We start from the raw sequence: 24,952 nt of genomic DNA on the forward strand, positions 1-24,952 counted from the left end.
CGCAATGACACGCACAGTGGATTTCCAGTTGTCATGCGAAGGGTGGCGACTTACCGCTCTCCCAATCATGGATGAATCGGCAAGTGATGTCGCTTTTGTGGAATTGCGCAGACGGGTTCTTGACGGCCAATACCCACCGGGAGCGTTTCTCTCGAACCAGGGTCTGGCTGGAGAACTCAATCTCAGCCGCACCCCTGTGCGCGATGCCTTGCGAAGACTTGAGGCGGAAGGACTCGTCACCATCGCCCCGCGTTCGGGAGCCACGGTCCGCGAGTTCTCCCCGGACGAAATCATCGATCTCTATATGCTCCGCTCGTCTCTGGAGCCCAACATCGCTGCCGTCGCTGCGGAGCGGCGCTCCTCGGCGGATCTTGCCGCCATGCGCGCGCGCAACGAACGCCTGCAGCAGCTTTTTGCGAAACACGGCGATGAAAATCCCGAGGATGTCAATGTCCGCCGCCAGTTGGCTGATCTGGATTACCAGTTTCACAAGGCGCTCGTGCAAGGGGCTCACAGCCGGGTGCTTTCCGACGAATACAGCCGCCTGCAAGTCTGGCTGACTCTTTTCAGGCAGAGTCCGCCGCGCGGCCTCCGGTTTCCTTCCCAGTTTTTCCAGAAGCCGAAAAAAGTGGTCGCCGATCATGAGGCGATCGTTGCAGCCATAGAAAAACGCGACTCCGCGAAGGCGCGGCAGGCCATGGAGAATCACCTGGCCGGTCTGAGCCGGGCTGCGAACGAATGGCTGCACAGCGTTGCTGTGGCCGAGCCAGCATAACCAGCCAACAGGGCGGGAGGGAGCAACTTCTGTCTGCCTTCCGGTTGACGCTCCGGTCCGCCGATTTCCTTTTTGAAAAATTTTTGTTGCCCTCATATGTATGCATGTGGATTCGTCTGGATGATCCGCTTGGTCTAGCGGACGTTTTTTTGCATTTTCAATGAGCTCTTCCTCTCTCCGCCTTGCCATGCTCGGGATGATTCCGGGCAACGGGCATCCGTATTCCTGGTCGGCCATCGTCAACGGCTACAATGCCGATGCGATGCGGTGTTGTCCCTATCCCGTCATTCAGGAATACCTCTCGCGTGAGCCGGCCGGCTCGGTCGGGATCGAGGATGCGAGGGTCACGCATGTGTGGACGGACAACCCGGCGGAGGCAGCGTCCGTGGCACAGGCCGCCCGCATCCCGAACGTTGTGACAAGGCCGGAGGACGTCATCGGGCAGGTCGATGCCGTGCTTGTCGCGGTTGACGACGGTGACGATCACGTGTGGCGGGTGCATCCGTTTGTGGAGGCGGGGATCCCGGTTTTCGTCGACAAGCCGCTGGCCACAAATTTCGCCGATTTGTCCCGGTTCGACGCTTGGGCAAGACAGGGGGCGCGCCTCACTTCGTCGAGTGGTCTGCGCTACGCGCCGGAGATCGCGGAGGCCGGATCGGATACTGCCCGCGAAGCACTGGGCGAACTGCGCTGGATCACCAGCGTGACCTGCAAGACCTGGGAGCGCTACGGCATCCACGCGCTCGAAGCGGTCGAACCGCTGCTGGGACCGGGCTTCCTCGACGTGAGCCTGCGCGCACAGGACGACCGCCAGATCGCCACCCTGACGCATCGTTCCCGTGTGCCGGTGACCCTGTCCATTCTCGGCGATGCCTACGGCAGCTTTGGCACGGTCAATTTGTTCGGAACAAAAACGTCGCGAACGATTCGCCTGGCCGACACCTACCGTGCGTTTCGCGGCCAGTTGCTGGCGTTCATCGATTACGTGCGCACCGGCCGTCCGCCCGTGCCTTACGAGGAAACGAGGGAACTGATGCTCGTCCTCCTCGCCGGCATCCGGAGCAGGGAATCGGGCGGCATCCCGGTGCCTGTCTCCGCCATGGCGGATGAACTGGCCGAAACTGAAACGCCGCAGGTCCCCGCGTCCCGGTAATTTTCCGACACCATGCCGACCATTCTCGACCGATTCAGCCTCAAGGGAAAAGTGATCCTGCTCACCGGCGGGAGCGGCCTTTACGGGCGCGGGCTTGCCGCCGATCTGGCGGAAGCCGGCGCCGAACTGGTCATCGCATCGCGCAACAAGGAAGCCTGCGAAAAAGTCGCCGCCGAGGAGCAGGCACGAGGATATCGGGCTTGCGCCGCCCGGCTGGACCAGGGCGACGAATCATCCGTCATCGCCTTGCGCGACGGGATACTCGACCGTTTCGGGTGTGTGGACGGGGTGGTCAACAATTCCGCCGCCCGCCCGATGGTCGGACCGGAGGAGCGCGCTTCGGAACAATTCGCCGAGTCCATGCGCGTCAATGCCACCGGGCTCTACCTGATGCATCGTTATTTTGGCGACGTCATGGCCAGGTCCGGATCGGGAAGCATCGTCAACATCGGTTCGATCCAGGGACATGTCGGCCCGTCGCTCTCGCTCTACGAGGGACTCTCCATGCCGCCCCCGCCCCCTGATTATTTTTTCCACAAGGGCGGCATGCTCAACCTTGCGCGGTATTATGCGGGCGTGCTGGGGCCGCGCGGCGTCCGTGTCAATTGCGTGTCACCCGGCGGATTCCAGGCAGCGCAAGCGCCCGGGTTTGTCCGACGCTATGCCGCGCAGACGATGCTGGGCCGCATGGGCAACAGGACCGATCTGGGCGGCGCCGTGGTCTTCCTGCTCAGCGACGCTTCCTCCTACATCACCGGGACCAGCCTCGCGGTGGACGGCGGCTATCTGGCGAAGTGAGGCGGCGCGGAGGACCGTAGCTGCCGAAGTGAGTCGGCAGGCTGGGGCCATCATCCCTTCGCGTAGAGTTGCACCTGCATCGAGGGAGCGCTCTCGAAGCTGGCCAGCTGATCGCGCACATAGTTGTGCAGGCCGATCACATCGGCGCCGATGCCGAAAACGCGGTACCCCTCTGCCTCGAGTTCCGCGCGCGGTGCGGGGAGGCCGGCAAGCGCAGCCCATTTGCCATGCTTCACCGCGGCGGCGGCGATTCGTTTGCGGGCGGCGACCACTTCCGGAGCCTGCATCTCTCCGGGCTTGCCGACAAGGTGTGAAAAATCGCCCGCGCCAAAAAGCAAAAGATCGAAACCGGGCACCGCCGCGATGGCCTCCACGTTTTCCAGTGCCTCGGGTGATTCGATCTGGAGCACAACAAACCGTTCGCGATTGGAATGGTCGAGATAGTCCGGGAGCAACACCTGGCAGAAACGACCGTCGATGTTGCCGCCATCGAGCGCCCGGCGCCCCACGGGGCGGAAGCGCGTCCACGCCACGATCTGCCGCGCTTCGTCCGCCGTGGTCACGTGGGGCACCATGATGCCGGTGGCGTCGGCCTCGAAAGGCTTCACGTAGTCGCTGTAGCTTCCCCTGGCCACGCGCACCATTGTATCCATATTGTGGATTCTGGCGGCGCGGATCTGGTTGGCGAGGTTGAGCCAGTCGTTGGGCACGTGCTCGTTGCAGAGCCAGAGCGTGCTGGCTCCCGCCACGCCGGCCACCTCGACGATCGCCGGATCGGTCAGGTTGAGTTTGAAGAGCGTGGTGGATTGCCCCGACCGCAAGGCGGAGAGCAGGCGGCTTGATCTGAGTTTCATAAGATATTATTTATGATATTTTTGAGAAATATTTATTATTCATTGGAATAAACGGGAAATCAGGCTTGATGTCCGGCATGGGTTTATGTGTATACATATGTCGTCATGGCGAGATTTTTCTCGATTTCCATCTGATCTTTTGACCCACCCGCAACCCCGTACCCGCCAACATACCAACCATTCCTCGCGACTGCCGACGCATGCCGGCTCTCTCTCCGAGGACCCGTGTTCTGACGAACACGGCAACGCAACCCGCGATTCCCGCCGATGCCTCCTCCCCGGTCTTTCTTCCTGCTGATTGCCCTGCTCCGGATTGTGCCTCGTCTGGCCGCCACGGACGCGCAACGAAGAGTTGCGCCCCCGCTTACCGCAGCGCCGGAAAAGCCCGGCGCCAAGTCTTGAGGAAATTCAGCAGGAAAGGTGAATCTGGCACGATTACTGCATTCGCATGTATACACGTATCGACATGATCTCTGTGCTCAAAATTTTACAGCTCCGGTAACCCACCTCCTTTTGCGTTTTTACCACCGATGCCTTCTCTTGTATCCGCCAATCCTGCCATTGATTCTCCCGCCCCGGCCCGCGGCTTGCCTCGCAGCCCGGAGCGTGAGCCGGAAGGCTGCGCAGGGACGTTGTCACGCATGACACTGGGCACGGTGCAATTTGGCTTGCCCTACGGAGTCGCCAACAGCACGGGCTGCCCCTCCTTCGATTCCATCTGCGCTCTGTTGCGCCGGGCTCATGAAGGCGGCATCAATGTATTGGATACAGCCGCCTGTTATGGCGAGAGCGAGCAGGTTCTGGGCCGTGCTCTTGCGATCACAGGGCTTCGTGATGCGTTTCATGTCGTGACGAAAGTGGAGCCGCTTTCTCCCGGACTCTCCTCCGCTGAAGCGGCCCGCCGGATCGAGGCCAGCGTCACGCGATCACTTGCGCATCTTGGCCTGGAGCGTCTCGAAATCTGCCTTTTTCACCGCGAACACAACATCTCCTATGCGGACGAGTTGATCGCCCTCCGCGACCGTGGTTTGATCGGCGCGGGGGGCGTATCACTCGTGAATCCTGAATTTGCGAAAAAAGCCCTTGCACTGCCCGAGCTCACGGTCTGGCAGGTGCCTTCCAACCTGCTCGACCGTCGCTACACGCACTCCGGCCTGCTGGCGTCGGCGAAACGGCAGGGCACGACAATTTTTGCCCGCAGTGTTTACCTGCAGGGATTGCTCCTGATGACGGACGAAGCCACTCCGGATGCCCTGCGCGAAGTGGAGCAACCGCGGCGACGGCTTCGCGAAATCGCCCGGGCCTTTGACCTGCCTCTCGCCGAGTTCGCGGTGCGGGCGATGCTCAGCCGTGATGACCTGGATTCGGTCCTGGTGGGGGTCGAGACCGTGCCGCAGCTCGAGCAGAATCTGGCTCATTTTCGCAAGGGCCCGCTCCCGCAGCCAGTCCTCGCCGCGCTCGAAGCCTTCGAGCCTGCAGTTTCGGACATTTTGGTGAACCCGACCCTTTGGCCTCAAAATAAATAAACAAGAGCCTGTAAGCTCCCCGATATTTTTGTCTCAACACAATGAAAACCAATAAAATGCACAAAACGATCAAAGCGGCGCTGATTGCCGCCGGCGCCTTGTCCTGCTTCCCGGTCGCGCAGGCCGATGTCCTCGCCACCTACAACTTCACCGGCACGACCGGGCTTGAAGCCTCCGCGTCGGCCAGTTTTTCGGCCGATTTCGTGACGGTGAGCGATATCACCCGCGGCACGAACTTCGGCGCGCCGGGCTCATCATCGGATTTCACCTCGAATGGCATGGCGTTTGCGCCGGGTCTCGCCATGGGAAATGCGCTTTTTCGAGCCAATTATACAATTGGCACGGCCGTCGAATACGACGCCTATTTCGAGTTCAGCCTGACGGTGGATGCAGGCTATGAGCTCGACGTCGCCAGCATCACCTTCGGGGCGAGACGGGCGAGCAACAACACCGGTCCGAACAATCTGGCCATTCGCTCCAGTCTGGATGGTTTTGCCTCCAACCTGGCTTCCCAGGCCATCGCCGGCACTGCGGCGGACCCGACCGGGGTCGTCTTCAATCTGGGTGAAACCGTCCAAAGCGTGACGGGAACCATCATCTTCCGCATCTACGGCTATGGGCGCAATGCGTCGAACGCCAGCTACGGGCTCCTGACCATCGGCAACGACAGCTCCGCTCCCTTCACCATCAATGGCTCGGTGACGTCGGCAATTCCCGAGCCGGGCACCATCGCGCTCGGTCTGGGCGCGGTGGCGGTCGGGGTCGCGGCCATCCGTCGTCGCCATCGTTGATATTGCCCGGCCCCTGACGCGCGACCGTGTTCAGTCCGCACCACTTTTCCCTACTTCCGAAATGATGTTTTTTATTCGTGCGGTGTGTCTCGTGGCGGCGGGCTCGTGGGCCTGTCAGGCCGGAGCCGGTATTCAGGTCCTGGAGACACGCGTCGTCAGTCCGCAGCCCGGCTATTATCATGGCTGGCCCACGGTGGCGGCGGATGCCTCGGGCGGGCTCTTTCTCGTCTATTCCGGGGGGCGCGACTACCATGTCTGCCCCTTTGGCCGGGTGGAGCTGATGACCTCGCGCGACGGCGGCCGGACCTGGGCGTGGCCGCGTGTGGTGCTGGACAGCGCGACCGACGACCGCGACGCGGGCGTGCTCGCCACGCCGGGCGGAGCACTGCTGGTGACCTCCTTCACCTCGCTCGCCTATCAGGACCATCTGCGCGACCCCGCGCGCTTGTTGAAAAAAACCTTCGGCGACGAACTCGACACCCATCTGGCGCGCTGGCGCAGCGCGGACGCCCGGTATGCGCAGGCCGCGAAGGAGCGCGACGTGGGCATGTGGTTCATCCGCTCCGGGGATGGCGGCAAGACGTGGTCGGACCGCTATGCCGCGCCTTGCAACAGCCCGCATGGTCCGGTGGCGCTGCGCGACGGCCGCCTGCTCTATGCCGGCAAGGAACTCTGGACGGAGGAAAAGAAGGTCGGCGTGTGGCTCTCCGCCGACGATGGGCTGACGTGGAAACGCGCCGCGTGGCTGGAGCCCCGGCCCGGCGAGACGGTAACCGATTACCACGAATTGAGCGCCATCGAGGCCGCCGACGGCACGCTCATCGTGCAGATTCGCAATCACAACGGCGGACGGCGCGAGACGCTCCAGTGCGAATCGCACGATGGCGGGGCGACCTGGACCCTGCCGCGCGCGATCGGTGTCGACGGTTTCCCCTCCCATCTGGTGCGCCTGAAGGATGGCCGGTTGGTGATGACCTACGGCTGGCGCGAGGCGCCCCGCGGCATCCGGGGGCGCGTGAGCGCCGACCACGGGCGCACGTGGTCGGAGGAGTTTGTCCTGACCGACGACGCGCCAGGCTGGGACGTGGGTTATCCGGGCACGGTGGAACTGGCGGACGGCCAGCTCCTGACCGTGTGGTATGAGGTGATGGCCGACTCGCCCAAGGCCGTGCTGCGACAGGCCCGCTGGAGCCTCGAATAAAGAAGCCGCGAACGTTTTATTTTATGTGGAAAGCAGGAAAAAGGGAATGGATAGAGAGGCGGAACGGGTTCTTCCCGTTTTCCGGTTTTCCCTACTGGAGGTGGTTTGCCGCCTTTTTGTCCATGGGCGCGGTCGCGATGGCGGACGAGGCGCGCATGGCGCCCGCCGGCGGAGTCTCGCGCCAGTCCCTCGCGGACGCGCCGCCGATGCCGGCCTCGGGCGAGCGCGTGACCGTGAGCGTGACGGAGACGAAGATCATCAGTCACGAAAACCGGTATTACCACGGCTGGGGCACCGTGGCGGCGGGACGCGACGGCACGCTGCATCTCGTGTATTCGGGCGGGCGCGACTACCACGTCTGCCCGCTCGGGCGGCTCGAATACATGACCTCGCATGACGAGGGCGCGACGTGGACCTGGCCCCGCGTGCTGGACGACAGTCTGACCGACAACCGCGACTCGGGCATCGTGGAGACGCCGAACGGGGTGCTGCTGGCGGGCTTCTACACCTCGATCATCGGCTACCAGATCCACATGAACGACCCGAAGCGCCTCATTGCCTCGGTGTTTGGCGAACACCTGCCGGAGACGCTCGCCAGGTGGCGCAACGTGGAGGCGCGCTCCACGCAGGCGGAGCGCCAGGCCGACGTGGGATTCTGGATGAAGCGTTCCACGGATGGCGGGCTCACCTGGTCCCCGCGCTACAAGGTGCCCGGCTACAATCCCCACGGGCCGGTGGCGCTGCGCGACGGGCGGATGTTTTTCGCGGCGGCTCACGACGCGTGGGTGTCGGAGGACGACGGCCTCACGTGGACACTCTTCTCGAAGCTGCCCACCGGCCCCGGCGAGATGCACTCCATCGAGGCGGCCGACGGCGCGCTTATCGTGCATGTCCGCAACAAGGTGAAGACGGCCAAGGGTACCCGGCAGCGCATCATCCAGAGCCGTTCCGAAGACGGCGGAAAAACCTGGGATGCCCCGCGCGTGGTGGCGGAAGGTTACCCCTCGCATCTGGTGCGGCTGGCGGACGGCACGCTCATCACCACCTACGGCTGGCGGCAGGCTCCCTTCGGCATTCGCGGAAAACTCAGCCGCGACCACGGGCGCTCCTGGTCGGAGGAGTTTGTCGTCACCGACGACGGCGCGAACTGGGACCTCGGTTATCCCAGCACGGTGCAGCTCCGCGACGGGAGCCTGTTGACCGTCTGGTATGAGGCGCCGGAGGGCTCGCATCTCGCCGGGCTGCGGCAGGCGAAATGGAACATCAAGGTGTCACGGCCATGAACAAGCGCCGCGCCTCCCTCGGGATCATGCTCGTCGGCGCACTGTTCGTCGTGCTGCCGGGTGGCCGCGCGACAGGCAACACCGCCGCCACGCCGGAAGCGCGGGACGGACGCTTTCATCAAAGCTATGTCGAGCGAGCGCGACAGGGAGGGATCGATCTCCTCTTCATCGGTGATTCGATCACGCAGTACTGGACCGACCGGAGCCCCGCGCGCGGAGGGCTGCCGGTCTGGCAACGCGAGTTCGAGCCTCTCCGCGCGGCGAACTTCGGGGTGAACGGCGAGCGCACCCAGCACATCCTGTGGCGCCTGCAAAACGGCGAGGGCGAAGGCTACCGGCCCAAGGCTGTCGTCCTGCTCGCCGGCACGAACAACACCGGGCGTGAAAAGGGTGGCTCCGGCCTGCGCAACACCGCTCCCGAGATCGTGGACGGCATCGTCGCGATCGTGACCGAGCTGCGTGGACGTTTCCCCGAGGCACGCATCCTGCTCCTCGGTCTGTTGCCCCGCTGGCCCGCCGGGTCGGATTACAGAAAGCAAATCGAGGAGGTGAACCGGCGCCTGCCGGCCATCGGCGGCGATGGACAGGTTGTCTACATCGATTGCGGCGCGCCCTTTCTGCTCCCGGACGGAGAGGTGGACCGGCGCCTGATGCCCGACGGCATCCACCCGAATGCCGCGGGCTACGAGATTTTGACCGCCGCCATCAAGGCGGCCCTGGGAGACACACTGAAACTGGAGGAATCGAATATATGAAAAATGAACATGAAATCGCGGGCCGCTTTGCCGGACGGCAGGGCTTCACCCTGATCGAGCTGCTCGCCGTCATCGCCATCATCGGCGTGCTGGCCGCCATCCTGCTCGTCACCGTGCAGGCGGTGCGCAAGCAGGCGAACCGGGTAAGCGCCATCGGCAACCTGCGCAGCCTCGGGCAGGCCGCCGCCTTGTGGGCGACGGAGCGCAAGGACGAGATTTTCACCACCTATTCGACGGAATGGGGGCCGGGGTCCTCGACGGCCTTCACGTACTGGGACCAGTTTCTTCCTTTCTTCTACGCCGGTCAGAATTACGCCATCATGGTGACACGGGGCGATGATCTGGCCACGGCCAACAACCCCGGGATCAAGCGCAGCCGGCTCGCGCCTCCCTTGCTCGGCGGGCGGGAAACCTATCACAGTTATGCCCGCAACGTCGATCTGCCCCGGCCGCGCAACGCGACCAGTTGGATCGATGCCCCGGCCAGGCTCATGCTGCTCGAGAATCCGGCGCGCACCATGCTCCTGATCGAAACCCGCCAGAACAGCGTGATGTATGGCTCCTATCCCGAGACTTATTTCAATTTCGTGGACGGAAAGACGATGGTGCTGTTTTGCGACGGCCATGTCGCCGCGGTGCCGAAGAACGAGGTGATCCGGGAGCCGTCGAGCGCCGATTGGTCGGCGGCCAAGAGGCTGTTCTGGTATGGCTTTTCCGACGCCACCCAGGCGCAGCCCTATTGAGCCGGGAAACTTCATCCCGGGATGAACAGAATGCACCTCTCCCTGGCGGCGGTGGGGCTGGCGACCGTGTGCGGGGAGGTGGTTGGCGGGGAATGGCAGCAACTGGCGCGCCTGCCCGATCCGGTCGGTTTTGGCGGCATGTTCGCCGGCGTGCTGGACGGCGCCCTGGTCACGGGCGGCGGTTCCCGGTTCGTGGACCGTCCGCTGTGGCAGGGCGGCACGAAAGGCTACGGCGAAAAAATCTATGTCCTGGCTTCACCCGACGGGCGCTGGAGCGAGAGCGAGGCCCGGCTGCCCAAGGGGCTGGGGCACTTCGCCGTCGCGGCGGCGCGGGATGAAATCTACCTCCTCGGCGGCCTGTCGGCGGAGGGATACGAGGCGGCTTGTCACCGGATCGGGTGGAGCGGCGGGCAAATCGTCGTCAGCCGGCTGCCCGATTTGCCTGCGCCGCTCGGCTATGGGGTTGCCGCGGTGGCGGGCGGGCGGGTGGTCGTGGCGGGCGGGCAGCACGCGGCGGATGCGAGGCGCATGAACACGCGGGTATGGTCGTTGGACCCGCGCGCGCCGGCGGGAGGCTGGCGGCGCGAGGCCGATCTGCCCGGATCCGGCGTGATCGTGCCCTGCGCCGCCGCGCAGGGAGATCATTTTTACCTGTTCGGGGGTCTGGCGTATGACGGAGACGGCCGGCCGTCTCCGTCCTCCGGAGCCTGCCGCTACGATCTCGCGAAACGGGTGTGGCGGATGTTGCCCGCGATGCCGGAAGCGCGCGTGGCGGCGGCGACGCCGTGCCCGGTCCTGGAAGACGGACGTATCCTCATCGCGGGTGGCTACGCCGATGTTTTTGGTGGACCGCCGCGCGAGCATCCGGGCTTCAGCACGGGGACGTTTTTGTACAACGTGTCTTCCGGCGAATGGGAGACCGGCGCGGTCCTTCCGGCGGAGCCTTTCGGCGAGCGGGACGGCATCACCGATACCGGCCTCCATCCAGTCGCGGCCGCGGCGGGGGCGTATTGGCGGGGACGGGCGGTGATCGTGGGCGGCGAAACCCGGCCATCGGCCAGGACCGCCGCCGTCCTGGCCTGGCGATTTCGCTCCGCCCGGGCATCGGCAGATTGAGCCGGCGGACTATCGCCTTCCGTGTATTGCGCGGGCCCAATCCGCGGCGTCACTCGTTCGCGCCGGGGCGGGGCTTGAGGAAGGCGAGGAGCGCGGCGCAGGCGGCGAGGGCGAAGGCGGCGAAGAGGAAAACCTTGTCGAGCTCGACGTGGGCGTCGCGCATGGCCCCGCCGACGTAGATGGAGAGGCCGCCGATCACGCAGGCGAAAAAGTTGAGGATGCCGTAGGCGGTGGCGCGGTAACGCTGGTCGGCCACCACGCAGAGGATGGGCATCATGTTGGCGTCGGCGAAGCAGCGGGTGCCGCCGAAGATCATGAGCCCGGCGATGGCGAGGCTGAAGGTGTCGGTCGTGGCCACGAGGAAGACCGCGGGTGCGGAGACGAGCATGCCGATCAGCGGCACGAGGATGCGGGCTCGCTCGTTGTGGCGGCTCCAGCGATCCGCCCACCAGCCGCCGAAAAGCACACCGACCAGCGCCGCGATTTGCAGGTAGCCGGTGGCGGAGAAGCCGGCAGCGCCCTGCCCGAGGTTGAAGCGGGTGCCGAGGTAGGTGGGCATCCACGCGAGCACGCACCAGTTGGCCATGCCGAGCAGGCCCCAAAAACCGAAGGCGAGCCAGAAGGCGGGCAGACGGAAGAGGCTGGAAAAGGCTTTGCCGAGACGGGGCCTGGACACGGGCGCGGAGGCGTCCGACCGGCCTGCCGTCCCGGAGGCGACCGGCTGCGGGTCGCGCAGGGCGATCATGAGCACGACGGCGTAGACGACGCCGGCGAGGCCGAAGAGGTTGAAGGCGGTGGTCCAGTCGTGGCGCTCGGCGATGACGCCGCCGAGTCCGCCCAGCCCCTGCCCGACGAAGATGCCGGTCATGTGGATGCCGGTGGCGAGCGAGCGGGTGGAGCCGCGGTGGTAGTCGGCGATGAGCGCGAGTGCGGCGGGCAGGTAAAAAGCCTCGCTGATGCCCATGAGGGCGCGGGCGGCGAGAAGTTGCTCGAAGTTTTGGGCGTGGGCGGTGAGCCAGGTGATGCAGGACCACGCGATCAGGCTGCCGATGATGATCCGGGTGCGGCTGAACCTGTCGGCGAGGAAACCCGCGAAGGGGCTCAGGCAGCCGTAGATCCAGAGAAAGACGGAGGTGAGCAGGCCAAACTGCGCGTCGGTCATCGGGATGGCGTCGACCACGCTCTCGCGCATCGTGGTGAGCATGATGCGGTCGATGTAGTTGAGGCAGCCGACGACCCAGAGGAGGCCGACAACGAGCCAGGCGCGTGCCGGAAGAGCAGGTGAGGATGCGGGCATGAAAAAATCAATCGGGCCGGTCACGGCACGCGGCAGACATGTTGAGTGAAGAGAATCGGCGTCCGGATGGGCCACCCCGGCCGCAGCGATCAAGATTCATCAAACAGCCTGGTTCGCTCGGGTTGTTACTTGAAAAATCAAAAATGCCCAAAGTTGATACATGTGTATACATATGAGGTCCATTTTTTGTCAAATTTTAAATTTCCATCTCTGAAGGTGCGCACGATCTGCATTCATGGAAGACGCGGGAGGGCGTGCAGTTCCCTGTCCGCCTCTTGTGGTTGTCAGGTCATGGCAACGTCACGGTTCGTCGATGACAGGATTTTCGAGCCGGCCGATCTTTTCGATTTCGATGACGACACGATCGCCCGCCCGCAGCCAGCGCGGGGGCTTGCGCGCCATGCCGACGCCATGCGGAGTGCCGGTCAGGATAACGGTCCCGGGGAGCAGGGTGGTGCTGCCGCTCAGGAACTCGATCAGCGCGGGCACATCGAAAATCATGTCGCCGGTGTTCCAGTCCTGAAGAACTTCGCCGTTGATCGTGGTGCTGATTTTGAGGGCGTTGGGATCGGGGATTTCATCCGTAGTGACAATGGCGGGACCGAGGGGCGCAAAGGTGTCGAAAAACTTGCCGCGGCACCATTGCCCGCCACCGCGTTTGATTTGCCAGTCGCGTGCGCTCACGTCGTTGGCGCAGGTGTAGCCGAGGACGTAGTCGAGAGCATTGGCCCGGGTGACATTTTTGCAGGGCTTGCCGATGACGACCGCAAGTTCACATTCGTAATCGACCTCGTCGCTGCGCAGGTGCGTGGGAATCTCGATGGGGTCGCCGGGGTTTTGCAAGGTGTTGTTGCCCTTGACGAAAAGGATCGGAATCTCGGGAACCCTGGCTCCGCTTTCGGCTGCATGGTGCTTGTAGTTGAGGCCGATGCAGAGAATGCCGGCGGGGACGAGCGGGGCGAGGAGTTTGGCCACATCGGCGCGTTCGCCGGTGGGCGCAAGCTCGCCGTAAAGGTCGCCGGTGAGACGCTCGGCGCTGCCATCGGCCTTGAGGGAGCCGAAGTGAATCTGGTCATGGCTGTCGCGATAACGGATGATCTTCATGGTTTGGAAAAATGTAGCTGCGAACGTGAGTTCGCAGGCACGTACGGAGTTGCAGGAGGCGGTTTGAAGAGATGGAGAAAAAAGGAAGCGGCGAAAGAACCGGGTCTGCGCAGCCTGCCGGCTTACTTCGGCAGCTACGGGGAGGCTTCAGGCAGGCGGCCGATCTGGCCGACGGTGAGGCCGCCGTCGATGACGAGCGTCTGACCGGTCATGTAGCTGGAGGCATCGGAACAGAGATAGACGCAGGCAGGGCCGCATTCCTCCGCGCGGCCGATGCGCGCTTGCAGGATTTTGTGTTCGTAGTGGGAGCGCAGGACGTCGTTGGTGTCGAGCCAGCCGGTGAGCGGTGTGCGGATGAGACCGGGCGCGATGCCGTTGACGCGGATGTTTTGAGGTGCGAGGGCCAGAGCGAGCGTGCGCGTCATCATGACGAGCGCGCCCTTCGAGGTGTCGTAGACGGCGCTTTGCGCCTCGGCCTGAAATCCGTTGGTCGAGCTGACAATGACAATCGCCCCGCCGCGCTTGCCGCGCGCATTGGCGAAGGCTTGGGAAAGGAAGAAGGCCGATCGTACGTTGACGTCGAATGTCTGCTGCCAGATGGCGGGCGTAATCTCCCCGAAGGGAACGTCGAAATAACTGCCGGCGCAATTGACCAGGATATCGGCGGGGTGCGGAGCCGCATCGGAAAAGGCGGCGTCGGCGAGCGTCTGAATGCCGTCAAACGTGCCGATGTCGGCGGCGATGTAGGACGAGTCGTCGGGAAGATCGGCCGGACACGGAACGCGCCCGTGGAAAATGACATGGGCTCCGGCATCCCGCAGAGCAAGTCCGCACGCAAGGCCGATGCCTTTGGAGGAGCCGGTGACCAGCGCGGTGCGCCCGTGGAGAGAAAAAGGAGTGGGGCGACCGGATGCCGGGCAGGCGGCGGAGTCGGGGATGGAAACGGAAGGTGTGCTCATGCTCGAAAAACGGTTGGCGCCGGGTGGCGTTTTGCTGTGTCCTGAGAGAGATGGCATTTTGCTTGTCGGAATGCAAGTTTTACAATACGAAACACTGAAGAATGGAAAAACCGGAAAAAACCAGTAGCCGCGGACATAAGTCCGCAGAGCCGGCAGGAGGGGAAGAGGAGATTCGCGGTGCTGCGTGCCGGTTTGGGCCGGAAGCCACGAGGACGCCGCAGGTGCGGGTGGATGCAGGCCGGCTGGCACGGAATCTGGAAGGGATGCAATCGGTGTGTGATCAGGCCGGGGTGCAGCTCTGGCCGCACATCAAGACGCACAAGTGCGTGGAAATTGCCCGCCGCCAGCTGGCGCTGGGAGCCGCGGGTTTGACGTGCGCGAAGTTGAGTGAAGCGGAGGCAATGCTGCCGTCGGGCGTGAAGAGGATTTTCTGGGCGCACTCGCTGGCGACGCCGGCGGCGCTTGTCAGGGCAAACTCATTACGCAGGCAACTCGATGACCTCGTGATCGCTGTGACGAGTCTGGCCCATGCGCAGGCGCTGGTCGCGCTGCTGGACGCAGCGGCTGGCGGCGCAACCGGTGGCGCAGGCAGACCGTGGTCGGTGGCCGTGGCGGTTGACACCGGGCTGGGACGCGAGGGACTGCGTTCGCTTGAGGAGGCGAGGGCATTGCGCGCTTTGCTGGCGGGGCATGCCGCCCGGGTGCATCCGGTAGCCATTTACACGCATGAGGGGCACGCGTATGCGACGCCGCGGGAGAAACTGGCCGGGTTGGTGGACCGGGCGTACGCGCGGCTGCTGGAGTTTCGCGAGGTGTTGGGCGGGGAGTTGCCGTTGTGGCCGGGGTGCAGTGTATCGGCAAAGGCATTTGCCGGACGCGAACACGTGGCGGTGGTGAGGCCGGGTGCCTATGTTTTTGGCGACCTTTATCTGTCGGAGCCGGTTGGCGCTTGCCGGCGCAGCGAGGTGGCGCTGGTCGTGCGGGCGACCGTGGTGGATCGTCCGGAGTGCGGACTGGCGTTGATCGATGCGGGCACGAAGACGTTTGGCAGCGACCGCCTTACCGAGGGTGCCGTCAGCGTGTTTGCGCGTCCGGCGGACGGTCGTGACCTGGCGGTGACGCGTCTGAGCGAGGAGCACGGTTTTGTGACGGGCGCGGCCGTGGATTCCCTGCAAATCGGCGACGTGATCGACTGGATCCCCGCGCATGTGTGTCCGGTGGTGAATCTGGCGCGGGAGCTGGTCATCGTGAATAACGATGGCTCCGCCGTTCGCTGGCCGGTGGATGCCGGCGGGTGCAACTGGTGAGACCACGGAAGGACGGACACCGTAGCTGTGAACGTGAGTTCGCAGGTCGTTCGCGGGCCGCCAGTCACCAAATCCTGCGAACTCACGTTCGCAGCTACGGATCCATGCTTTGCGCGATTTGGGGCGAAGCACCCCACGTCGTCGGACAGGAGTGTCCGCTCTCCATGAAATTCATACCGTTCCGAGCGTGGACCCGGGAATAAAATGGGGAGTGATGAAGATGGGGGTCGGCGGAAGGGCCTTGCCGCCCAGCAGAGATTCGGCAAGGCGGATGGTCCTGGTTGCCAGGACGGATGTCGGACTACTGTAACGCGTAAGGTCAGGGAACGCCGTATCGATGAGCGGATGGGTGTCGCGCGAGATGATTGATGCATCTTCCGGTATCCGGAATCCCATGCGGAGAAGTTGGATCACGAGCGCCAGACTGTAAGCTGGACGCAGGATGAGGAGAGCGGTGGGACGCCGATGCGAGCGGAAGAACCGGTCGATGCGAGACCGAAAAACAGCCGGATTGTCATCGGCGACCAGTTCGGAAACGCTCACAGATCGGTTTGCCATATAAGCCTTGAACCCATTCCGGAAGGCAAGATCACCGGCCAGGGGCGAGGCGGGAAGAACGAGCCCCACTTGGGAATGCCCGTGCCGGATCAGTTCGCCCGCCGCGTGCCAGCCCGTGGCCCGGTAATCCCGGTCAATGGAGGGAAGTCGTGTTTCGGGATGGCAAGAACCGAGCACCAGCGCGGGCAGACCTCCTTCCGAATACCACGCCTGCATGGAGGAGGTCGATGCGAGCAGCACCCAGCAGACATGAGGACGGGCATGGGCCAGCGATCGCAAGGCAGCAAAAGGACGGGGGCCGGCCAGGCGGGCGTCGAATATCTCTTCGTAGGAGATGCCGTGCGAGACGAGTTGAGCCTGCAGTTCCAGCAACACAGGATGTTCGGCAAGGAGGGGGGCCGTGCGTGAAAGAGGACTGATGATGCAAACACCGGGTCGGTTTTGCGCCGGTGACCGGTGTATCGGGGTTGTCATGACCCGGGAGCCGCGTCCTTTTCGCGTCACGATCATACCCTCCTGCTGAAGCCGGGCGAGAGCGGCACGGAGCGTGGGGCGACTGATGCCAAACTGGCGCGAGAGCTGGATTTCTCCGGGCAATTCACCACGCAGGAAACCGTCACGGATGGCTGCACGCAACGCGCTGGCCGCCTGATCGGGCAACGACGTTTTCCGGAAAAGCGGAGAAGATTCGGGCATCATGCAACTCAATGAAAATCCGGAGGCGCGAGGAATGGAAATATGCCAAAAGCTGTAAGATTTTCTTACAGGAGGACAGGGCTTCAGGAGGAACGGGACCTGCATAGTTTCGTGCCATGCCTGCATTTGTTCCAGATGGTATCTGGTCTGCCTCCCCCACGCCTTTTGATGCTGATCTTTCCGTCGATGCGAAGTCCGTCCATCGCATGGTGGAACACCATGTCCGGCTCGGGGTAAGCGGAATGATGCTTGCCGGCACCTGCGGAGAGGGGCCGTGGATGAAGGCCGAGGATACCGTTGAACTGGTCCGGACGGCGGTGGAGGCAAACCGCGGGCGCATGGCGATCGCCGTCCAGGTGACGGATAATTCCCCCCGCCGCATCCTCCGCAATATCGAGCAGGTGGCGGCGGCCGGCGCGGAGGTGGCGGTGGTGGCGAGCCCGTATTTTCTGATGAACGCGACCTCGGACCGGATTCTGGCGTTTTATCGGACGGTGATCCGGAACAGTGCACTGCCCGTTGGTTTTTATGATCGGGGAAAACATGGGAGTTGCCAGGTTTCCCTGCCGCATCTCGCCGGGTTGCTGGCCGAGCCGAACCTGGTGATGGTGAAGGATAGCTCCGCCGATCCTGGACGCCGTGCGGCGGCGCTTGCGGTCAAGCAGGAACGGCCGGAACTGGTTTTGTTCAATGGTGACGAGTTCGATTGCGTCACCTGTCTGGAGGAGGGTTTGGATGGTTTGTTGCTGGGCGGAGGCATTTTTAACGCCCGCCTCGCACGGCAGATCCTTGACGCCGTGCGCGCGGGCGATGGCGCGGCGGCTCGCGCGGCGCAGGCGCGGATGACAGACCTGATGTTCCGCGTGTATGGCGGACCGAAGATCGAGTGCTGGCTGACGGGTCTCAAATACCTGCTGGTGCGTCTTGGGGTGTTTTCAGGGATCGCGAGTCACCTCGGTTATCCGCTCACGGAGACGTGTCGGCGCGCTATCGATGAGGCGATCTCGGGCGAGTTTTCCGGAACGTTGATCACTGAAAAACCGGAGGAAATCATGGCATGAGCCGGTGCGGTCCATTGCCCTTTTCCGATACGAAGCCCTGGGGGGCGGCGGACTTCTACTATGCGATCAATGCGACGTTTCGCTTCATTCATCGCGTGCGTGGACCGGAAGGGCTGGTCGCCTGGTGGCGGGCCTTGGGCGAGGACTACATGCGCCCGGTGTGGACGCGCTGGAGGGAAGGCGGACTGGATGAGGTCGCGCGTTACTGGCGGGCGTTTTTCGCGGCGGAGCCGGGTGCGGAAGTCGTGGTTTCACGACAGGAGCAGGAGGTGCTGATCGAGGTGAAGACATGTCCGGCGATCCGGCACTTGCGGGCGGGCGGACGAGAGATCGTGGCGGAGTTTTGCCAGCACTGCTATCACGTGAACGCGGCGGCGGCGGCCCAGGCGGGATATGCCGTGCGGGTGCAGGGGGGCAACGGGTCGTGCCGGCAGCGGTTTTTTGCAACCGGGACAACAGAAACGGCAGCGCGAAATGCTCCGCAGAGCATGGAGGACATCGCGTCATGTTAGGCTGTTACGATTTTTGCGGTCACTACGACTGGACTTTCGAATGGCTTCGCCGACAGGGCGGGGAGGCGTTGGTGCGGCGTTTCTGGGACGAGGCGATTCATGGCGACAGCCAGCGTCACGCGAGCGAGTTGATCAAGGCTCAGGGCTTCGCGGGCATGCGGCGCTATTGGGATCACACTTTGACAGAGGAGGGTGCGGGTTTCACGGCATCAGAGGGCAAAGGCGTTTTTCGTATCGACATGCATGAATGCCCTTCAAAAGGGTTTCTTGTCCGCAACGGACTTGAGCAGTATCCGGATTACTGTGACCATTGCATCGGATGGATCGGTCCCATGATGCGCGAAGCCGGTTTCGTCATCGACCATGAGCACAACCATTGCGGGCAATGCTGGTGGGAATTCCGAAAGATGACTGATGCCCGGTGCGCGGGCGCTTCCGGGGTCGACGATCCGTCGCGGGATGTGCGTCTACTGCCTGCGTGGGGGAGTGGATCCATGCACACATTCAGAAGCGCAACCCCTGCTGCTTTTCGCGACTCAGGTGGGCAAAATCATGCAGTTCACGGGAAATTTAAAACTGAAATTCAGAATAATGAAATTGGCATTGATTGTGCTGAAGCAGAAATGGAGTGGAATCTTACTTCAAGAGGAGAAGGAGTGAGGAACTTCACTGACACCAAAGAAAAAAACTGAAATTCAGAATGAGAAATTTAAAACTTATAAAGGCGGGCAAACAGGAGCCCTTGGAGGCTGACGCCACGGTCCGATGTGCCGCGCGAATCGTGGGTCTGGTCGGAATGGGCCGGATTGTGCCATATCGTCGAATCGGGGAGGGCAGTCTGGCCGCAGAGTTGAACGTATCCCGGTCGGAGATCAGATCGGCTCTGGAACACCTGGAAGCCGGAGGCCTGGTCACGCGGGTGGCGCGTTCCGGAACGTTTTTGCGCGAGATCACAGTCGGAGAATTCTGCGATGCAATGGATGTGCGGGCCGCCTTGGAGGCGCTTTCGGCCAGACTGGCGACGGCGAGGGCCACGGAGGCCGAGCTGGCTGAATTGAACGAACTGGCCGGCCGCATTGACGATATGGGGAAGCGGTTGATCGCCAGGGATACGCAGGTGGTCCCTGCATTGATCGAGGCGGATCTCGGTTTCCATATGATGATTGCCAAGGTGGCCGGGAACAAACGGCTGATCTCGACCCTGCAACAGCAGCATCTGATCGAATACACGTTTTCTCTGGTCTCGCAGATGGATGTCCTCCAGTCGCCCCGCCCGGATCGGCCGGTGCCAAGCCATGTCGAACTGGTGTCCATGATTGCCAGCCGCGATCCGGAGGCGGCCAGCCGCATCATCCGGCAGCATATTCTCCGTACCAAGGAACTGCGGCTGGGTGCCTATACCGGCGAGATCGATTGATACTCCTGTTCCCAATCATCCGGGCAATAATTCCATGAAAATCAAAACATTAACGATGTCATCACGAGCCATGCGACGCGCCCGGAAGAGCGTGTCCAGGCGCAACACTACGAGAAAGGCTAACCATGACTAAAAAAATACACTCACGGCAGGTGGCGGGGTTTACCCTGGTCGAGCTGCTCACGGTGATCGCCATCATCGGCATACTCGCGGGGATACTGATCCCTGTTGTCGGCAAGGTCAGGAAAACCGCGCGTGTGACCGCCTGCATGTCCAATATGCGGCAGGTCGGAATGGCGGCGGCCATGTGGTCGACAGACAACAAGAACAGGATCGTTCATGCCGGGGGTGTCGCTTGGACCTTCGAGCTGGCCCCCTACCTGGGTTTGACGGGGACGGAGGAGCGTGCGGATGTTTTTCGATGCCCGGATGACCCGTCCGAGTCTCCCCGGCAATTGAGAACCTATCGTTACAATTCCGGCAACAGTTCCACGGGAGAAAAGCTGGCCACTTCGGCGGACAGGCGCCGCAGCTTGGCCGATGTGAACAATCCGTCGGGCTATGTCATGTTGTTCGACGTCGCCTACACAGGCACCCTCGATCTGCCTCTCTGGAAATATAACACCATGATCTGGGCGAGGAATTACGATGAACAGTTTTCACCTGAAACTCCCGGAACCTATCCCCGTCCGCATTATGAGGGGAGGGCGGTCAACCTCCTGTTTTATGACGGCCACGTGGCCCGGCACGCCTATCCTCTGCCCGAGCGATTTTATCATTGGGATCTGTGAGCCCACAACCGGACCAGTCAAAATCCATAACCATGCATAAAAAAACAATCAATCCGAACCGGCGTTTCTCCATCGGCGGCAAGATCACTTTCGCCTGCCTCGCGGCCACCTTGCTGGTTTCTCCGGCGGCCGCGGTGCTTATCAACAATACGGAGTTTTCCTTTGTATATGATGGCTCCCTTATTCCGACTGAATCCACACCGGCCTGGACGAAGAACGGCACCGGCACTCTCACTGCCTCCACGACAGATGGCATCCTTTCCATGGCGGCTTCTAATACGGCCTATTATTCGCTCAACGATCCCTCCATCTGGCAGGCGGGGGAGGGCGCGGGGACGACCATTGAGTTCAGCATGAAGGTTGTGCAGCATAACGCCGGGGCGATCCGTTCGGCGATGGCATTCGTCTTTTCGACAGGCTCACGTGCATATATAGTAAACTTCACCGAGACAACGGTGTTTTTTGGTAATACTGTAACCCCGAGCTTGTCCTATGCAATCGATACGAAAGCCGATTTCAACACCTACCGCCTGACGTTGACCCCGGCCGGGGTGGTGTCTCTTTACATCAACAATTCCGCCACGCCCGTGATTACAGATTATGGGGGGCAGGCTAACACCTCCGACCAGATCTACTTTGGGAGTGGAGCCGCCCAGGTAGGCGGAACCGTGCTCTGGGATTATATTGCGTTCACGCATACCGGGGCGTTCGCGCCGATTCCGGAACCCGGCAGCGTTGCTTTGGTGGGGGGGCTTGTCGGCTTTACGGTCATGCTGTTGCGCCGCAAGCGGAACCGATGATCCTTCCCCGAAACACCGGTTTTCACTCGCGGCTCCATGGGAGCCGCGAACTTACGGCGTTCATGATCCTTTTTCACGACTCCCTCCTGCACGTCGGACGAGGCGGTGTATGACGTGGCGATTCCCGCCGGGGCGACCTTCCGCTATGAACTCGTGTTGAACGGATCGCATTCGGGAGGCGGACCGGTGAATCCCGGCCGTGCGCCTGGAACCCTCCCCTGATTTTTCACCCTGAACCAAATAAACCATGACTGTTTTCTCACGTCGATTTTTGTCAGCCACCTTGGCGATGTTCACCGGCCTCGCTTCGCACATCCAGGCCGAGCCCGGACGCAAGCCGACCGACCAGGAGCGTGAGGCCGCGCGGTTCCGGCAGCGCCGGCTCATCTTCAATAACGATGGCTGCGACATTTTCCATCCCAGGACGCCAATTATTTCCACCAAGGCGGAGTTTCTGGCCCGGCGCACCACGCCCTTGCTGGGGAGCCATGTCGACATGATCGCGTATTGCACGACGGCGGGCACGTTCGGCAGTTTCTGGCATCGGACGAAAGTCGCGCAAATGGCGGTGCAGAAACGGGGCGCACTGGAGTTCAACAGGTTCGAGGAATTCCTGAAACAGGGGACGGATCCGTTGCAGATGACCATCGAGTTCTGCCGGGAAAACAGCAAGGAGGTGCTCTGGAGCCTGCGGATGAACGACACCCACGACGCGGACAAGAATTATGGCCCGGACTTCATCGCCGATTTCAAAAAGGAGAATCCCCGGTATTTGCTTTCCACCACCGACCGGAGGCCGGCCCGCGGGCAATGGTCGGCAATGGATTACGGCCGGAGCGAAGTGCGCGATTTCGTCTATGCCTGCATCGCGGAAGTAATCGGGAATTACGATGTGGACGGCGTGCAGCTCGATTTCTGGAGACACCCCATCTTTTTCAAACGCTCGTCCGAAGGCAGGCCGCTTGAACAGACTGACCTGGATGCTATGACCTCGCTGGTGCGCCGTGTGCGCGCGAAGCTGGACGAAGAGGGGACGAAGCGGGGCCGGTATCTGCTGCTGTCCATCCGCACGCCCGACTCCCTGGAGTATTCGCGCGCCATCGGCCTGGATGTGGAGCGGTGGATGTCGGAGGGACTGGTCGACCTCTACATGCCGGGCAGCGGCTATTTTCAGATCACCTCGTGGAAGGAAAGCGTGATGCTCGGGCGGCGCTATGGAGTGCCTGTCTACGCATCGCTGAGCGATGCCCGAAATGCGAACAAGGACGTCACCAGGGAGCGCAATGCCATCGAGAGCCTGCGCGCCCGCGCGCTGGATGCGTGGTCGGCCGGGGTGGACGGCATCGAGATGTTCAACTTCTTTCAGCCTCGGCATCCGTTGTGGCGGGAGCTCGGTTCGGCGGAGGTCCTGCGTCCGCTGTCCAAAAGATACTATGTCCGCGTGGTCGGCGCCAGGAATTACCTGGATGGCCGGAGTTGGGGGACGTCTCCAAGGCCCTACTTGAAAATAGGCACGCTCATGCCGGATAATCCGGAGACCTTGAAAACGGGCGAGACCCGCGCCTATGAACTTCACGTGGGCGACGATTTGAGCGCAAGTCCCGCTCTGGAGGCACGCCTTCACATCCGGACGAACCCGGAATCGAAAAGCAAGGCTCCGTCTGTCCGCTGGAACGGGCTGGATCTGGAACTGGAGGAGGGGGGAGCGGGAGTGTTCGAGGCAAAAGTCGAATCCGCCGCCGTGACGCCGGCCACGCATGTCGTGGAGGTCACCGCCACGGGGCCGATCGAACTTACGGATATCGTTCTTTCTCTTGCTCCGGCTTCTCCCTGAGCATGGCGTATCCAATATCCTGATATGAATCATCTCCTGAACGCGGATTCCGGGCGGGCGCTGGCCAGCACGATCACACATTGGGACTACGTGGTGTTCGTCGCCTATCTGGCGGTCTCACTGGCCATCGGAATGTGCGTGGCCGGACGGCAGAAAAGCCTGAAAACGTTTCTGTTGGCGGGAAACCAGATGCACTGGGCGCTGGTGGCGATCTCGGTGCTGTCGGCGCTGTTCAGCGGCATCAGCTTCCTTGGCGCTCCGTCGGAGACCTTCAATCACAACCTGGTCTACCTGTGGGCGGTGATCGCCTACTTCATCGCGACACCGGTCACGGCGCTGCTTTTCCTGCCGTTCTTTTACCGTCTCAACTTCTACACGGCCTACGAGTATCTGGAGCATCGCTTCAACCTCCGGCTGCGCCGGCTGTCCTCGGCCACCTTCATCTTCCGGGTGTGTTTGTGGCTCTCGCTGGCCATCTACGCCCCGTCGCTGGTGATCGCCGAGATGAGCGGGCTGCCGGTCTGGATGGCCATCGCCATCACCGGCGTCTGCACGACGCTGTATACGGCGGTGGGCGGGATGAAGGCGGTGATCTACACGGATGTGATGCAGTTCTGCGTGCTGGTGGCCGGCATCGTGGCGGTGCTGTGCGTGGCCATCCACAAGATGCCGGGAGGATTGGGGGAGGCTTGGCAGATCGCGGAGGCCGGGGGGCGCACCCGTTTCATCAACGCGAGCTTTTCCCTGACGGAGCGCATGACGCTCTGGGGCGCGCTGTTCGGAGGAGCGGCCGCGGCTCTGGTGCAGATGGTGACGGACCAGGTTTCCGTCCAGCGTTATTTGTCGGCCTCCTCGCTCAGGGAGGGGCAGCGGGCGCTGTGGTTCAAGCTGGCGCTGACGCTGCCGCTGCTGGCGCTGTTTTTTCTCACCGGCCTGGTGTTGTATGCGTTTTATCAAACACATCCGGAGATGGCGGCCACGCTGACCGTCCCGGACCGCCTGCTGCCGAATTTTGTGAGCCGTCAGCTGGCTTCGCCGATGCCCGGCCTGCTGGTCGCGGCGATCCTTTCCGCTACCATGTCGACGGTGGCGGCCGGCATCAATTCCCTGACCACGGCCACGCTGATGGACTTTCTTTACGTGAGGAAAAAGGATGCGGCTCCGGCCGAGGACCTGCTTCGGGTGCGGACGGCGCGTCAGTGGACGGTGTTCTACGGGATTGTCACCGCCGTGGTGGCATTGGGCATCAGCCGCCTGGGCACGTTCATGGAGGCTTCGGTCAAGATAGCGGGATTTCTGGGGGGGCCGTTGCTGGGGATTTTTTTCCTCGGAGTGTTGTCGCGCCGGGTCAATGGGTCGGGGGCGCTGGCGGGGGCGGTGTGCGGATTCCTGGCAGTGGTGGGGGTGGGCTTCTTCACGCATGTCTCGTTCATGTGGTATGCCTTGATCGGCTGTTTGCCGACGATACTGGTCGGGGAAATGTGCAGCCTGTTTCTCCCTGCGCCCACGTCAGGTCAAGCGCGGTTCAGCCTGCACGGGCGGAGGAATGCGGAGGAGACTGGCGGGAATAATCCAGCCAGCACGGCAACCGAGGAGACCGTCCTGCTTTCATGAACCATTG

25 protein-coding genes are annotated in these 24,952 nt (G+C 62.6%); 19 read left to right on the forward strand and 6 right to left on the reverse strand.

The window, feature by feature from the left end; translation table 11 throughout:
* The first annotated feature begins 196 nt into the window (after window positions 1–196).
* From OPIT5_23695 to OPIT5_23705, 3 genes are all read left to right on the forward strand, one after another.
* Entirely contained in the window at window positions 197–775 is a 579-nt protein-coding gene (locus OPIT5_23695) for a hypothetical protein (GenBank protein AHF94705.1), read from the forward strand.
* A gap of 160 nt (window positions 776–935) precedes the next feature.
* Window positions 936–1,928: an oxidoreductase gene (locus OPIT5_23700; GenBank protein AHF92754.1), complete on the forward strand. Its 993-nt coding sequence runs from the start codon at window positions 936–938 to the stop codon at window positions 1,926–1,928.
* 12 nt (window positions 1,929–1,940) lie between these two features.
* Window positions 1,941–2,726, forward strand: a complete 786-nt coding sequence (locus OPIT5_23705) for a short-chain dehydrogenase (GenBank protein ID AHF92755.1) — start codon at window positions 1,941–1,943, stop codon at window positions 2,724–2,726.
* 50 nt (window positions 2,727–2,776) lie between these two features.
* Here the strand turns inward: OPIT5_23705 and OPIT5_23710 are convergent, their stop codons facing one another.
* Window positions 2,777–3,580: an aldolase gene (locus OPIT5_23710; GenBank protein ID AHF92756.1), complete on the reverse strand. Its 804-nt coding sequence runs from the start codon at window positions 3,578–3,580 to the stop codon at window positions 2,777–2,779.
* 668 nt (window positions 3,581–4,248) lie between these two features.
* Here OPIT5_23710 and OPIT5_23715 point away from each other — a divergent pair.
* From OPIT5_23715 to OPIT5_23745, 7 genes are all read left to right on the forward strand, one after another.
* Window positions 4,249–5,106, forward strand: a complete 858-nt coding sequence (locus OPIT5_23715) for a hypothetical protein (GenBank protein AHF94706.1) — start codon at window positions 4,249–4,251, stop codon at window positions 5,104–5,106.
* Between the two features lie 41 nt (window positions 5,107–5,147).
* A complete protein-coding gene (locus tag OPIT5_23720; GenBank protein ID AHF94707.1) occupies window positions 5,148–5,897 on the forward strand; it encodes a hypothetical protein in 750 nt (249 codons plus the stop codon).
* Between the two features lie 64 nt (window positions 5,898–5,961).
* The gene (locus OPIT5_23725) at window positions 5,962–7,098 is read left to right on the forward strand and encodes a hypothetical protein (protein ID AHF92757.1); all 1,137 of its coding nucleotides are present in this window, start codon (window positions 5,962–5,964) and stop codon (window positions 7,096–7,098) included.
* Between the two features lie 122 nt (window positions 7,099–7,220).
* Window positions 7,221–8,381, forward strand: coding sequence for a hypothetical protein (locus OPIT5_23730; protein AHF92758.1), 1,161 nt, complete (start codon window positions 7,221–7,223; stop codon window positions 8,379–8,381).
* Entirely contained in the window at window positions 8,354–9,136 is a 783-nt protein-coding gene (locus OPIT5_23735; protein ID AHF92759.1) for a hydrolase GDSL, read from the forward strand. Before OPIT5_23730 ends, OPIT5_23735 begins: the two co-directional genes overlap by 28 nt.
* Window positions 9,133–9,879, forward strand: coding sequence for a hypothetical protein (locus tag OPIT5_23740; GenBank protein AHF94708.1), 747 nt, complete (start codon window positions 9,133–9,135; stop codon window positions 9,877–9,879). The genes OPIT5_23735 and OPIT5_23740 overlap by 4 nt, the downstream gene beginning before the upstream one ends.
* Window positions 9,880–9,909: 30 nt before the next feature.
* Entirely contained in the window at window positions 9,910–10,995 is a 1,086-nt protein-coding gene (locus tag OPIT5_23745) for a hypothetical protein (GenBank protein ID AHF94709.1), read from the forward strand.
* Window positions 10,996–11,044: 49 nt separating this feature from the next.
* On the opposite strand, the gene OPIT5_23750 is transcribed toward OPIT5_23745, so the two are convergent.
* The 3 genes from OPIT5_23750 to OPIT5_23760 form a co-directional block, all read right to left on the reverse strand.
* The gene (locus tag OPIT5_23750; protein AHF92760.1) at window positions 11,045–12,292 is read right to left on the reverse strand and encodes an MFS transporter; all 1,248 of its coding nucleotides are present in this window, start codon (window positions 12,290–12,292) and stop codon (window positions 11,045–11,047) included.
* 300 nt (window positions 12,293–12,592) lie between these two features.
* Window positions 12,593–13,396, reverse strand: a complete 804-nt coding sequence (locus OPIT5_23755; GenBank protein AHF92761.1) for a 5-carboxymethyl-2-hydroxymuconate isomerase — start codon at window positions 13,394–13,396, stop codon at window positions 12,593–12,595.
* A gap of 134 nt (window positions 13,397–13,530) precedes the next feature.
* The gene (locus OPIT5_23760; GenBank protein AHF92762.1) at window positions 13,531–14,355 is read right to left on the reverse strand and encodes a 3-oxoacyl-ACP reductase; all 825 of its coding nucleotides are present in this window, start codon (window positions 14,353–14,355) and stop codon (window positions 13,531–13,533) included.
* A gap of 263 nt (window positions 14,356–14,618) precedes the next feature.
* Between OPIT5_23760 and OPIT5_23765 the strand changes: the two genes are divergently transcribed.
* A complete protein-coding gene (locus OPIT5_23765) occupies window positions 14,619–15,662 on the forward strand; it encodes a hypothetical protein (GenBank protein AHF94710.1) in 1,044 nt (347 codons plus the stop codon).
* A gap of 171 nt (window positions 15,663–15,833) precedes the next feature.
* Here OPIT5_23765 and OPIT5_23770 read toward each other — a convergent pair whose 3' ends face one another.
* Window positions 15,834–16,919 (reverse strand): transcriptional regulator, encoded by a 1,086-nt coding sequence (locus OPIT5_23770; protein AHF92763.1) that lies wholly within the window; start codon window positions 16,917–16,919, stop codon window positions 15,834–15,836.
* A gap of 203 nt (window positions 16,920–17,122) precedes the next feature.
* Between OPIT5_23770 and OPIT5_23775 the strand changes: the two genes are divergently transcribed.
* Both OPIT5_23775 and OPIT5_23780 read left to right on the forward strand, forming a co-directional pair.
* Complete coding sequence (locus OPIT5_23775; GenBank protein ID AHF94711.1) at window positions 17,123–17,977, forward strand: hypothetical protein; 855 nt, start codon at window positions 17,123–17,125, stop codon at window positions 17,975–17,977.
* Window positions 17,974–18,489: a hypothetical protein gene (locus OPIT5_23780; protein AHF92764.1), complete on the forward strand. Its 516-nt coding sequence runs from the start codon at window positions 17,974–17,976 to the stop codon at window positions 18,487–18,489. Before OPIT5_23775 ends, OPIT5_23780 begins: the two co-directional genes overlap by 4 nt.
* A gap of 254 nt (window positions 18,490–18,743) precedes the next feature.
* Here the strand turns inward: OPIT5_23780 and OPIT5_23785 are convergent, their stop codons facing one another.
* Window positions 18,744–18,866 carry a hypothetical protein gene (locus tag OPIT5_23785; protein ID AHF94712.1) on the reverse strand — a complete coding sequence of 41 codons (123 nt, stop codon included), beginning with the start codon at window positions 18,864–18,866 and terminating at the stop codon, window positions 18,744–18,746.
* 37 nt (window positions 18,867–18,903) lie between these two features.
* Between OPIT5_23785 and OPIT5_23790 the strand changes: the two genes are divergently transcribed.
* The 6 genes from OPIT5_23790 (at window position 18,904) to OPIT5_23815 (ending at window position 24,945) form a co-directional block, all read left to right on the forward strand.
* Entirely contained in the window at window positions 18,904–19,149 is a 246-nt protein-coding gene (locus OPIT5_23790; protein ID AHF94713.1) for a hypothetical protein, read from the forward strand.
* A 40-nt stretch (window positions 19,150–19,189) separates the two neighbouring features.
* Complete coding sequence (locus OPIT5_23795) at window positions 19,190–19,906, forward strand: hypothetical protein (GenBank protein AHF94714.1); 717 nt, start codon at window positions 19,190–19,192, stop codon at window positions 19,904–19,906.
* A gap of 125 nt (window positions 19,907–20,031) precedes the next feature.
* Entirely contained in the window at window positions 20,032–20,697 is a 666-nt protein-coding gene (locus OPIT5_23800) for an N-terminal cleavage protein (protein ID AHF92765.1), read from the forward strand.
* 32 nt (window positions 20,698–20,729) lie between these two features.
* Window positions 20,730–21,497: a hypothetical protein gene (locus OPIT5_23805; protein AHF94715.1), complete on the forward strand. Its 768-nt coding sequence runs from the start codon at window positions 20,730–20,732 to the stop codon at window positions 21,495–21,497.
* A gap of 289 nt (window positions 21,498–21,786) precedes the next feature.
* A complete protein-coding gene (locus OPIT5_23810) occupies window positions 21,787–23,331 on the forward strand; it encodes a hypothetical protein (GenBank protein ID AHF92766.1) in 1,545 nt (514 codons plus the stop codon).
* 24 nt (window positions 23,332–23,355) lie between these two features.
* Window positions 23,356–24,945, forward strand: coding sequence for a hypothetical protein (locus OPIT5_23815; protein AHF94716.1), 1,590 nt, complete (start codon window positions 23,356–23,358; stop codon window positions 24,943–24,945).
* The last annotated feature ends 7 nt before the right edge of the window (window positions 24,946–24,952 follow it).

The organism is Opitutaceae bacterium TAV5 (genome assembly GCA_000242935.3).
Lineage (GTDB): Bacteria > Verrucomicrobiota > Verrucomicrobiia > Opitutales > Opitutaceae > Geminisphaera.